The organism is Candidatus Pelagibacter sp., assembly GCF_052049575.1.
GTDB lineage: Bacteria > Pseudomonadota > Alphaproteobacteria > Pelagibacterales > Pelagibacteraceae > Pelagibacter.
This window is the reverse complement of the sequence record NZ_JBNGZQ010000001.1, coordinates 496,720-509,798: the sequence shown is the minus strand read 5'-3', so window position 1 is coordinate 509,798 and position 13,079 is coordinate 496,720. Positions and strand designations below refer to the sequence as shown.

The window sequence follows — 13,079 nt, the reverse complement described above, 5'->3', positions numbered from 1 at the left end:
TTTATAATATGAAAAAAAATTAAGAGTGTATTGCTCTTTTATCTACTGATAACGCAGCTTCTTTGACAGCTTCAGAGAAAGTTGGGTGAGCATGGCAGGTTCTTGCTATATCCTCGGCGCTTGCACCAAATTCCATTGCAACACCGATTTCAGCAATTAATTCTCCAGCATGAGGGCCAATTATATGTGCGCCTAAAACTTTATCTGTCTCAGCATCTGCAAGAATTTTCACAAAACCCTCTGCATCATCTATAGCTTTAGCTCTAGAGTTGGCCATGAATGAAAATTTACCAACCTTATAACTTTTATTTAATTCTTTTAATTGCTCCTCTGTTTTACCAATTGAAGCAACCTCTGGTGAGGTATACACCACACCTGGTATTGTATCATAGTTTACATGACCTGATTGACCTACAATATTTTCTGCAACTGCTATACCCTCATCTTCAGCCTTATGTGCAAGCATGGGCCCAACAATCACATCACCTATTGCATAAATATTTTCAATATTTGTTTTAAATTTCTTATCAGTCTTTATTCTATTTTTTTCATCTAAACTCACCCCGGCATTTTTTAAGTTTAAACCATCTGTATTTGGCTTTCTGCCAACTGAAATTAAAACTACATCACATTCAAAATTATTTTTATTTCCATCTTTATCAATTGTTGAGACCACTGCACCTGAATTATTTTTTTGAATTGTTTCAACTTTATTTTGCATATTAAACTTCATTCCTTGTTTTTTAAGAATTTTCATAAACTCAAATGAAATTTCTTTATCCATACCAGGTGTTATATGATCCAAAAACTCAACAACTTCTACCTTTGCACCAAGTCTTGACCACACTGATCCCATCTCTAAACCGATATAACCTCCACCAACAACAACCATTTTATTGGGCACTTTTTCTAATTTTAAAGCTCCGGTTGATGAAACTATTATTTTTTCATCTATTTCGATGCCCGGTAGAGATACTGGTACAGATCCTGTGGCTATAACTGTTTTTTCAGTTTGAATTATTGTTTCTTTTTTTTGATCATCTTTTATTAAGATTTCATTTTTTGATTTAAAACTTCCATGGCCTTTAAAATAGGTAACTTTGTTTTTTTTTAGAAGAAATTCTACACCTTTTGTAAGAACAGTGACTGCTTTGTCCTTGCTCTTCATCATTTTATCAAGATTTAGTTTTACTTCTCCTATTTCAATACCTTTATTTGCCAAACCTTTAACTTTATGAAATTCCTCAGATAAATTAAGTAAACTTTTTGAGGGGATACAACCAATGTTCAGGCATGTACCACCAAGAGATCCTCTGGACTCTATACATGCAGTTTTTAACCCCAGTTGGGCAAGTCTAATTGCGCAAACATAACCTCCTGGGCCACCTCCTATAACTACTGCTTGAAATTTTTCCGACATCCTAAATATCCAAAAATAACCTTCTAGGGTCCTCAAGGCTTTCTTTGATCATTTTAAGAAAGGATACTGACTCTTTGCCGTCAATAATTCTATGATCATAAGATAAAGCTAAATACATTACTGGTCTTATCTTGATTTCACTATCCACTACAATAGGTCTATCAACAATATTATGCATCCCTAATACTCCAGATTGAGGTAAGTTTAGAATTGGAGTTGAAAGCATTGACCCATAAACTCCACCATTGCTAATAGTAAAAGTACCTCCTTGGAGATCTTCAATTACAAGTTTCCCATCTTTTGCTTTTTCAGAAATTTCTTTAATATTTTTTTCAATATCTGCAAAAGATAGTTCGTCTGCATTTTTTAAAACTGGAACTACAAGACCTTTATCTGTTCCAACTGCAAAACTTATATTATAATAATTTTTGTAAACAATTGTGTCTCCATCTATTTCAGCATTAACAGCTGGAAAATTTTTTAAAGCCACTATACAAGCCTTAACAAAAAACGACATGAAGCCAAGCTTGATACCATATCGACTTTGGAAATCCTCCTGGTTTTCTTTTCTCATGTTAATTATATTTGTCATATCCACTTCATTAAAAGTAGTAAGTAACGCTGCATTCTCCTGAGCTTGTTTCAATCTTTTTGCTATAGTTTGCCTTAACCTAGTCATTTTAATGCGCTCTTCTTGACCATATTTAATCTTTCTCTCTGAAGGTGGAGGATTAACTCCCATCAGACTTATCAAATCACCTTTTAGTATTCGTCCATCTTTCCCAGATCCTTTTACCGACTTAACGTCAATATTGTTTTCATCTACCATTTTTCTTACAGCTGGAGATAATGTTTGACTTTCCTCAGTAGAATTTTCCTCTGTGTGACTGTTTTTTATTTCCTCTGTTAAAACCAGTGGTTCCTCTTTTAAATCGTTACTATTATTCTCTTCTTCAAATATACCTAATTCCGCTTGTTCTTTAATTGGATCTAACTTGATTACATTATCTTTTTCTTTAATCTCCTCTTTTTTTTGTAAATTCGAGGGCTGAATTTTCTCTATTTTATTCGATTTTTTAACTTCACCTTCAATTTCAGTAACTAAACCTAAAATTTCACCCACTTTAACAGTTGATCCATCTTGAGAATTAATTTCAACTAATTTCCCTGTAACAGGAGACGGTACTTCCAAATTAACTTTGTCAGTCTCTAATTCTACAATAGGCTCATCTGCATCTACTGTTTCTCCCTTATTTTTTAACCATTTTGCAACCGTGGCTTCTGTAATACTTTCACCTAAAACTGGAACTAATATTTTTTCACTCATTTTAAATTATTCAAAAACTTTATTAATAATTTCTTGTTGTTGTGAAATATGTCTTTTTGCATAACCAGTAGCTGGTGACGCATCTGGACTTCTTCCAATATAAGAAATCTTTTTATTATTAGCCTTTATATTATCTAATGTCCATTGGATATAATCTCTAGCAGAAAACCAAGCTCCCATATTTTTAGGCTCTTCCTGACACCAATAAAATTTAGCTTTTTTAGCATAAGGTTTTAGCTCTTTTGCAAGTGCCTTGGCTGGAAAAGGATAAAGTTGCTCAATTCTATAAAATATAAGATCATCTCTTTTAAATTTTTCTCTAGCCTCAAGTAAATCAAAATAAATTTTTCCTGAACATAAAATTACTTTTTCTATTTTTTCCTTTTTTTTCAATTTGATAAAACCTTTTACTTTTGGATCTATTGCGTGATCCCATAAAACTCTATGAAATGTATTTTTTTTACTAAAATCGCTTAAGCTTGAAATACAATGTTTATGTCTTAGTAAAGATTTGGGAGTCATTATTATTAGAGGTTTTCTGAAATCTCTATGCATTTGTCTTCTTAATGCATGAAAGTAGTTTGCAGGTGTTGTGCAATTCATTACCTGCATATTGTCATTTGAACATAATTGTAAAAATCTTTCTAATCTAGCAGAAGAATGCTCAGGACCTTGACCTTCGTAGCCATGAGGTAATAACATAACTAATCCTGAGGCTCTTGACCATTTTCTTTCTCCTGAAGCAATAAATTGATCTATGACTACTTGAGCACCATTAGCAAAATCACCAAATTGAGCTTCCCAAATTGTAAGTGTATTAGGTTCAACTAAACTGTAACCATATTCAAAGCCTAAAACTGCTAATTCAGATAAGAAACTATCTACAATTTCAAAATTCTTTTGATTTTTAGATATTTTATTTAACGGAACATATCGAGAATTATCTAATTGATTTCTTAATACTGAATGTCTTTGACTAAATGTACCTCTTCCTGAGTCCTGGCCGACCAATCTTACTGGGTACCCTTCCTCTAACAAAGATCCAAACGCCAAAGCTTCAGCTGTAGACCAATCAATTTTTTTCTCATTATTAACGTTTGATTTTCTATTTTCTAAGACTTTAGCGATAGTTTTATGAATGTTAATTTCTTTAGGTATTGTATTTATCTTTTCAGAAATATTTTTTAATTTTTTAACATCATAACCCGTTACGCCTCTTTTATCTTTTCCTCTCGCTGGTTTATATCTTGACCATGTACCCTCAAACCATTCAATTTTAGGCTTATAATTCTTTGCATTCTTATATTGTTCATCAAGTAATTCCTTAAATTCTTTTATAGATCTTCTAAAATAATCATCTGTAATTGATCCTTCATTAATTAATTTTTCACCATAAACTTTGATGGGTGAAGGGTGTGAACGGATTTTTTTATACATTAGTGGTTGAGTAAAAGACGGTTCATCCCCCTCATTATGACCAAATCTTCGATAACAAATTAAGTCAATAACAACATCTCTATTAAATTTTAATCTAAAGTCAGTTGCTATTCTTGCAGCATAAACAACTGCTTCAGGATCATCGCCATTAACATGGATGATTGGTGCTTCAACCATTTTTGCAATATCAGAAGGGTAAGGTGATGATCTTGCGAATCTTGGACTTGTAGTGAATCCTATTTGATTGTTCACTATAATATGGATAGTTCCGCCTGTATTATGTCCTGGAAGACCAGACATTGCAAAACATTCTGCTACAACACCTTGGCCTGCAAAAGCTGCATCTCCATGAATTAAAATTGGTATAACTTTATTTCTCTCTTTATCCTTATGGAAATATTGTTTAGCTCTTGTTTGTCCTAAAACTACAGGGTTTACTGCTTCAAGATGAGATGGATTATCCGTTAAACTTACATGCACTTGATTTCCATCAAATTCTCTGTTTGATGAAGCACCTAAATGATATTTGACGTCTCCTGTGTCGTCCTCTGATTTTGAACTAATCTCTCCAGCAAATTCATTAAAAATTCTTTTATAAGATTTTTGTAAGACATTGGCTAAAACATTCAATCTTCCTCTATGGGACATTCCTATTTTAACTTCTTTTACTTTTGATTGACCACCAATTTTAATTATTTGCTCAAGGGCAGGGATTAAACTTTCACCTCCATCTAAACCAAATCTTTTTGTGCCAACGTATTTTGTGTGTAAAAATTTTTCAAAACCTTCAGCTTGAATTAATTTTTTAAGAATAGCCTCTTTTCCATTCTGAGTAAATTTAAAATCATCTGCTTTTTCAACTCTATCTCTAAACCATTTTCTTTCAGTTGGATTTGAGATATGCATATATTCAAAACCTAAAGATCCACAATATTTATCTCTTAAAAATTTTAAAATTTCAGAAATACTAGAATATTGCCTATTAATGACCCCATCCAAAAATATTTTATCATTATATTCCCCCTTCTTAAATCCATATGACTCGGGATGTAGTTCTTCTAAATAATCAGCCTTCAAAAGGCCTAGAGGATCTAATTTAGCAATCAAATGACCTCTCTGCCTGTAAGATCTAATCATGGCAACAGCTTTTATAGAATTTGCATTAGATCGTTTTGAAACTAGTTCACCTTGACTTTCATTACCATTATTGAAATTTTGTAATTTTTTAATTGAAACTTTTTTTGATGGACTCCAGGATGGACCATTAATTTCATTTACAATTATGTCTGCCTCATCACCAATCTGATTAAAATATATTTTCCAGCTATCAGGCAAAGATGGATCATTATTAACAAACTTAAGATACATTTCTTCAATAAAAGCACTATTGGATTTACTTAAGAAAGCAGTCTTTTCAAATTCAAGATTTTTAGAAGATGACATCGCTATTAGTTAATATAGACCTAGAAAGAAATTTTTCAATTAGACAATTTATTTAATAATGTTTTTCCAATTTTTGATGGAGAGTTTGCCATAGTTATTCCACAATCCTCCATTTTTTTTATCTTTTCCTTCGCACCACCTTTGCCTCCTGAGATTATGGCTCCTGCATGACCCATTCTACGTCCTGGTGGGGCAGTAACGCCTGCAATAAATCCAACAATTGGTTTTTTTATTTTATGATTTTTAATGAAATCTGCAGCCTCTTCCTCGGATGTCCCTCCAATTTCACCAATCATTAAAATTGATTGAGTATCTTCGTCGTTTAAAAATAGATCTAGACAATCTATAAAGTTTGTACCATTAATAGGATCGCCTCCAATTCCAATGCAAGTTGATTGTCCTAATCCATTTTCTGTAGTCTGAGCTACTGCTTCATAAGTTAAAGTTCCTGATCTTGAAACTATCCCAACTGTTCCTTTTTTATGAATGCTGCCAGGCATTATGCCAATTTTACACTCATCGGGAGTTATGACACCTGGACAGTTGGGGCCAATCAGTCTACTTTTTGAATTATTCAATCTCTGTTTAACTTTTAACATATCCTGAATAGGAATCCCCTCAGTTATACATACAATCAGTTCTATAGATGCATCTATTGCTTCAATAATTGCTGAGGCTGCAAATTTAGCTGGGACGTATATCATAGTTGCATTAGCTCCCTCAGACTCTCTTGCCTCTTTCACTGTATTAAAAACTGGAAGGTCCAAATGTTTTTGGCCACCTTTTTTTGGTGTCACTCCACCAACTAAATTTGTTCCATATTTGATTGCTTGCTCAGAGTGAAATGTTCCATGTGAACCTGTAAATCCTTGACAGATTAATCTAGTATCTTTATTGACTAAAACTGACATTTACTTAATTGCCTCAACAATTTTTTTGGCTGCATCATCCAAATTTTCAGCAGATATTAATTTTAAACCTGAATTATCTAGTATTTCTTTGCCTTCTTTAAAATTTGTGCCAGCTAATCTGACTACCAAAGGAACATTGATTTTCATTTCTTTCGCAGCATCTACAACGCCTTGAGCTAGAACATCACATCGCATTATGCCACCAAAAATATTGATTAATATACCTTTTACATTTTTATCTGACAAAATTATCTTGAAAGCTGCTGAGACCTTTTCTTTTGATGCTCCACCACCAACATCTAAAAAATTTGCTGGCTCTTCTCCATATAATTTTATTATATCCATAGTGGCCATTGCTAAACCAGCTCCGTTGACCATGCATCCAATGCTGCCATCTAATTTGATATAAGCTAGGTCATGTTTACTAGCTTCAATTTCAGTAGGATCTTCCTCATTCAAATCTCTAAGTTCTAAAATTTCAGGATGTCTAAACAAAGCGTTACTATCAAAATTTACCTTTGCATCCAAACAAATAATTTTCTTTTCTTTTGTGAGTATTAGAGGGTTTATTTCAACCATATTTGCATCAGTTTCAACAAACATCTTATAGATTGATTTAATTAAAGATATTGCCTCGTTTTTTGAACTGTTTTCTAATTTGAATATTTGAATAATCTTTTCACACTCCTTATTTGAAATTTCTTCTTTTAATTCTACTTTAGTTGTCAAAATTTTGTCAGGTGATTTGCTTGCTACATCCTCAATGTCCATTCCACCTTGATCACTAGAGATAAAAGCAATTTTTGAAGAAGCTCTATCTACCAAACATGATAAATAAAATTCTTTATCGATATCTGATGAAACTTCAACATATAATCTTTTAACTTCTCTTCCTTCAGGTCCTGTCTGATGAGTTATTAATTTTTTTCCTAAAAGCTCTTTGGCTGATTTCTCAAGTTCTTCTAGGTTATTCAGAATTTTAACACCTCCTGCTTTCCCTCTTCCACCTGCATGAATTTGAGCTTTTAAAACATATTTTTCTGTTTTTAATGACTTACATTTCTTTAAAAGTTCCTCAACTGTTAAACCAAATACACCCTCTGGTACAATTGCTCCAAATTTTTTTAAGATTTGTTTTGCCTGATGCTCGTGTATATTCATTATTTATTTAAATCTGGATCTATTTTAGACGCTGCTTCCCAGAGTTTTTTTACTGCATCAATTGAGTGGAGAAATTCAGATTTTTCTTTCTCATCTAGGTTTATTTCCTCTATTTTTTCAACACCATTCTTTCCCACAATAATTGGAACCCCGGCATATATATCATTGATACCATATTCACCTTTCAAATATGCAGCACATGGGAGCAATTTTTTTTCATCTTTAAGATAAGCTTTGGCCATCTCAACTCCTGAAGCTGCTGGGGCATAAAAAGCCGAACCCTTTTCAAGAAACTTTACAATTTCAGCTCCACCATCTCTAGTTCTCTGATTTATTTCTTCCAACCTTTTTTGAGAAATTTTTCCTTCTTTAACTAAATCTAATAAAGGTTTTCCTGAAACTTTAGTAAATCTTGGAAGGGGAACCATTGTATCACCATGACCACCCATCACCATTGCCTCTATTTCTTTAACCGGGACGCTAAATTCTTCAGATAAAAATAACTTAAATCTGGAGCTATCTAATATACCCGCCATGCCAACTACTTTATTTGGTGAGAGGCCTGAGAATTTTTGAAAAGCCATTACCATTACATCTAATGGATTTGTTATACAAATTACAAATGCATCAGGCGAATTTTTTTTAATTCCTTCTGCAACTTGTTTTATAATTTTTAAGTTTATGCCAAGTAAATCATCTCTGCTCATACCAGGTTTTCTTGGTACTCCAGCTGTAATTATAATAACATCTGAGCCCTTTATGTCTTTGTAATCATCAGTCCCTGAAAATTTAACACCAAAACCATCTACAGATGATGATTGTGCAATATCTAACGCTTTTCCTTTTGCAACACCGCTCGCAACATCAAATAAAACTACCTCATTTACTAATTCTTTTATTCCAATTAAATGAGCTAAAGTCCCACCTATTTGACCTGCTCCAATTAAAGATATTTTGCTCATTGTTTATTATTTCATTGTTGGCATCACAAATTCAGCATTAGATCTAATTCCTGAGGGCCATCTTGAAGTTATCGTTTTTAATTTAGTATAAAATTTTATTCCTTCCATCCCATGCATTGCACTATCTCCAAACAAAGATCTTTTCCAACCACCAAAACTATGAAAAGCCATCGGCACAGGTATTGGTACATTTATACCAACCATTCCAACTTGAATCTTGCTTGCAAAAGTTCTTCCAGCATCTCCATCTCTTGTATAAATACTTACACCATTTCCATATTCATGATCGTTTATTAATTTAGAAGCTTCCTCAAAAGTTTTAACCCTTACAACAGATAAAACCGGGCCAAATATTTCTTCTTTATAAATCCTCATATCTTTTGTCACTTTATCAAATAAACAGCCACCAATGTAAAAGCCATTTTCATATCCTTGTAATTTTAAATTTCTTCCATCGACAACTAATTTCGCACCCTCTTTTACGCCCAAATCAACATAACTTTTTACTTTTTCTAAATGTTCTTTAGTAACTAGAGGGCCCATTTCTGAGTTTTTGTCCATTCCTGGTCCAACTTTTAAAGCCTCTGCTTTTTTTGATAATCTAGACACTAGTTCATCTCCAATATCACCAACTGCTACAGCCACTGACTGAGCCATACATCTTTCTCCAGCGGAGCCATAAGCTGCACCCATTAAGCCATTCACAGCACCATCTAAATCACAGTCTGGCATCACTACTAGATGATTTTTAGCTCCTCCTAATGCCTGAACTCTTTTTTCATTTTTTGCTGAATTTTCATAAATATATTTAGCTATAGGAGTTGAACCAACAAAACTAACTGCTTTAATATCTTTGTTATTTAAAATTGCATCTACTGCTTCTTTGTCTCCATTTATCACATTAAATACACCATCTGGAAGGCCAGCTTCTTTCAATAATTCTGCTAATCTTATTGCACAAGAGGGGTCTTTTTCTGATGGCTTTAATATAAATGTATTTCCACATGCAATAGCAATTGGAAACATCCACATCGGAACCATAGCTGGAAAATTAAATGGTGTTATTCCAGCAACAACTCCTACTGGTTGACGCATTGACCAGCTGTCAACATCTGTCCCTACATTTTCTGAAAATTCTCCTTTAAGTAAATGTGGAATTCCACAAGCAAATTCTACAACTTCTAATCCTCGTGTTAATGAGCCTTTTGCATCCTCATAAACTTTTCCGTGTTCAGAAACAATTAATTGTGTCAATTCATCAGAATTTTTTTCAATTAACTCTTTAAATTTAAACATTATCCTTGCTCTTTGAAGTGAAGGTTTTAATGACCATGTCTCAAAAGCTTTTTTTGCAATTACTACTGCTTGGTCTAAGTCACTAGAGGAGGCAAGTCTTACTTCCTTTTCCTGTTCACCAGTAGCGGGATTAAAAACTTTTCCTTTTTTATCTGAACTTCCGGGAATTATTTTTCCACCTACAAAATGTTCAATTAATTTCATGAATAGGATCTTTTAGAGTAAAAATTCTTATTAGTCTATTGTTTAAATATTGGCTGTTGCTAACATTTTCTTTATTTCAGCAATTGCTTTTGCAGGGTTTAAACCTTTAGGGCATGCACTAGTACAGTTCAAAATAGTATGACAACGATACAATTTAAGTTCATCTGCTACTTTTTTTAATCTAGCTTGTCTTTCCTCATCTCTACTATCAATAATCCATCTATAAGCTTGTAATAAAACTGCTGGTCCTAAGTACTTATCTCCATTCCACCAATAACTTGGGCAAGAAGTAGAACAACATGCGCACATAATACATTCATAAGCACCATCAAGCTTAGCTCTATCTTCTTTTGACTGAATTAACTCAGCTGACTCAGATTTTGAACTTGATTTTAACCAAGGTTCAATAGATTTATATTGCTTGTATAATCCATCTAAATCTCCGATTAGATCTTTTTTAACTTTTAAGTGTGGCAACGGATAAATATCAATATCTCCATCAATATTTTCATGAGGAGTTGTGCAAGCAAGACCATTTTTACCGCCTATATTCATTGCACACGATCCACATACACCGTGAGCACATGATCGTCTGTAAGCAAGGGTGGGGTCTATTTCATTTTTAATTTTATTTAAAATATCCAATACTTTGGATGGACAGTTATCCATATCAACTTCATAAGTGTCGATTCTTGGACCTTCTCCTGAAGATGGATCCCATCTATATACATTAACTTTTCTTAAATTTTTTGAGCCGGTTTTGTCCTTAAAATATTTACCTTTTTTTGTTTTGGAATTCTCAGGTAAACTGATTTGCACCATTAATATACTCTCTCCTGAGGTGGAAAATACTGTACTTCATTGGTTAATGTAGACTTATGAACATCTCTATAACTTATTTTTGATTTTTTTCCATCACACCAAGCTAATGTATGTTGCATAAACTTCTCATCATCTCTTTTTGGATAATCTTCTCTTGCATGAGCTCCTCTACTTTCTTTCCTATTATAAGCGGAGTCAACTGTCACAACAGCTTGTCTAATTAAGTTATCAAATTCTAAAGTTTCTACTAGGTCAGTATTAAATATTAATGATTTATCTTTAACTGATAAAGAATCCAATCCATCAAATGTTTGTCGTATTTCATCAACACCCTCTTTAAGTGTTTTTTCTGTTCTAAAAACCGCACATTTTGATTGCATTGTTTTTTGCATGGACAGTCTTAGTTCAGCAGTACCAATATCTCCATCAGAGTTTCTAATCTTATCAAAACGATCTAAACATTTTTGAGTTTCTGACTCACTGATCTCCTCATGTGGTGTACCAGGTTTAATTAGTTCAGCAGCTCTTTTTGCAGCTGCTCTTCCAAAAACAACAAGATCAATCAAAGAGTTAGAGCCCAATCTATTTGCTCCGTGAACTGAAACACAAGCTGCTTCCCCTATAGCCATAAGTCCTGGAACAGTTTTTTCAGAACCATTTACAGTCAAAACTTCTGCTTTATAATTTGTTGGTATACCACCCATGTTATAATGAACTGTAGGTACAACTGGAATTGGTTCCTTAGTAACATCTACATTGGCAAATAATCTTGCTGCGTCTGTAATACCTGGCAATCTACTTTCTATAATTTCTTTATCTAGATGACTTAAGTTCAAATGAACATGATCTTGATCTTTTCCAACTCCTCTTCCTTCATTAATTTCAATTGACATTGACCTACTTACAACATCACGTGATGCTAAATCCTTAGCTTTAGGCGCGTATCTTTCCATAAATCTTTCGCCTTTAGAATTTGTAAGATAACCTCCTTCACCTCTCGCACCTTCTGTTATTAAGGTACCGTGTCCATAAATTCCGGTTGGATGAAATTGCACAAACTCCATATCTTGTAACGGTAGACCTGCTCTTAGCACCATTGCATTTCCATCACCAGTACATGTATGAGCAGATGTTGCAGAATAGTAAACTTTTCCGTAGCCGCCTGTAGCTATAATAACAATATGAGATCTAAATCGATGAATAGTTCCATCATTTAAATTCCATGCTATCAATCCTTTACATTCCCCATCTTTCATTAAAAGATCGAGAGCAAAATACTCAATAAAAAACTCTGTCTTATGTTTTAAAGCTTGACCATATAAAGTGTGCAAAATTGCGTGTCCTGTTCGATCGGCTGCAGCACATGTTCTTTGGACTATTCCATTTCCATAATTTTTGGTCATACCACCAAAAGGTCTTTGATAAATTTTGCCATCCTCTGTTCTGCTAAATGGGACACCATATTTTTCCAATTCAATGACTGCTTTAGGAGCTTCTTTACAAAGGTACTCAATGCTATCTTGGTCTCCTAACCAATCTGCTCCTTTTACAGTATCATACATATGCCAACGCCAGTCGTCTTCGCCCATGTTTCCAAGGGCAGCTGAAATTCCACCTTGCGCAGCAGAAGTATGACTTCTTGTTGGAAATACTTTTGAAATACATGCAGTTTTTAATCCTGCTTCACTTAAACCAACAGCGGCTCTTAAGCCAGAACCACCAGCACCTAGGACTACAACGTCATATTCATGATCTATTATTTTATATGAACTCATAAGCTAGAGATTAATATAATTGTAATTAGAGGAATTACTACTGCTGATGCATATAAAAGCTTATTTGCGACACTTTTGATTTTATTATTTTTAATATAATCCTCAAAAACCTCACTTATACTTAAAGCTGAAAAAAAATAAGCATTTATTATAAAAATACTAAATAAAAATTTAGATAAAGGCATTGTAAAAAATTCTATTAGATTTAAGTATTCTTTATCATAAATCATTATGAAATTTAAAATAAACCATGTCATCAATGGCACTAACAAAACTCCACTGATCTTTAAAAAAATCCATTTTTTAGTCGCACTAATCATA

Annotated in this window: 10 protein-coding genes; all 10 read right to left on the bottom strand. The window is 33.3% G+C overall.

Annotated elements, in window-relative coordinates:
• Nucleotides 1-19: 19 nt before the first annotated feature.
• Genes lpdA through sdhD form a run of 10 tightly spaced genes read right to left on the bottom strand, consistent with a single transcriptional unit; the run spans nt 20 to nt 13,078 of the window.
• Nucleotides 20-1,420, bottom strand: a complete 1,401-nt coding sequence (lpdA, locus tag ACTT9C_RS02680) for a dihydrolipoyl dehydrogenase (RefSeq protein WP_440922964.1) — start codon at nt 1,418-1,420, stop codon at nt 20-22.
• A gap of 1 nt (nt 1,421) precedes the next feature.
• Nucleotides 1,422-2,747 (bottom strand): 2-oxoglutarate dehydrogenase complex dihydrolipoyllysine-residue succinyltransferase, encoded by a 1,326-nt coding sequence (gene odhB / locus ACTT9C_RS02675; RefSeq protein WP_440922963.1) that lies wholly within the window; start codon nt 2,745-2,747, stop codon nt 1,422-1,424.
• 6 nt (nt 2,748-2,753) lie between these two features.
• Nucleotides 2,754-5,627 carry a 2-oxoglutarate dehydrogenase E1 component gene (locus ACTT9C_RS02670; protein ID WP_440922962.1) on the bottom strand — a complete coding sequence of 958 codons (2,874 nt, stop codon included), beginning with the start codon at nt 5,625-5,627 and terminating at the stop codon, nt 2,754-2,756.
• Between the two features lie 35 nt (nt 5,628-5,662).
• Nucleotides 5,663-6,538, bottom strand: coding sequence for a succinate--CoA ligase subunit alpha (sucD, locus tag ACTT9C_RS02665; RefSeq protein WP_440922961.1), 876 nt, complete (start codon nt 6,536-6,538; stop codon nt 5,663-5,665).
• On the bottom strand, nt 6,539-7,699 hold the full coding sequence (sucC, locus tag ACTT9C_RS02660) for an ADP-forming succinate--CoA ligase subunit beta (RefSeq protein ID WP_440922960.1): 1,161 nt from the start codon (nt 7,697-7,699) through the stop codon (nt 6,539-6,541).
• Nucleotides 7,699-8,661, bottom strand: coding sequence for a malate dehydrogenase (gene mdh / locus ACTT9C_RS02655; RefSeq protein WP_440922959.1), 963 nt, complete (start codon nt 8,659-8,661; stop codon nt 7,699-7,701). The genes sucC and mdh overlap by 1 nt, the downstream gene beginning before the upstream one ends.
• Before the next feature lie 6 nt (nt 8,662-8,667).
• Nucleotides 8,668-10,161, bottom strand: a complete 1,494-nt coding sequence (locus tag ACTT9C_RS02650) for a CoA-acylating methylmalonate-semialdehyde dehydrogenase (protein WP_440922958.1) — start codon at nt 10,159-10,161, stop codon at nt 8,668-8,670.
• Nucleotides 10,162-10,203: 42 nt separating this feature from the next.
• Nucleotides 10,204-10,983: a succinate dehydrogenase iron-sulfur subunit gene (locus ACTT9C_RS02645; protein WP_440922957.1), complete on the bottom strand. Its 780-nt coding sequence runs from the start codon at nt 10,981-10,983 to the stop codon at nt 10,204-10,206.
• Nucleotides 10,983-12,758, bottom strand: coding sequence for a succinate dehydrogenase flavoprotein subunit (gene sdhA / locus ACTT9C_RS02640; RefSeq protein ID WP_440922956.1), 1,776 nt, complete (start codon nt 12,756-12,758; stop codon nt 10,983-10,985). Before sdhA ends, ACTT9C_RS02645 begins: the two co-directional genes overlap by 1 nt.
• The gene (gene sdhD / locus ACTT9C_RS02635; protein WP_440922955.1) at nt 12,755-13,078 is read right to left on the bottom strand and encodes a succinate dehydrogenase, hydrophobic membrane anchor protein; all 324 of its coding nucleotides are present in this window, start codon (nt 13,076-13,078) and stop codon (nt 12,755-12,757) included. The genes sdhA and sdhD overlap by 4 nt, the downstream gene beginning before the upstream one ends.
• Between the last annotated feature and the right edge of the window lies 1 nt (nt 13,079).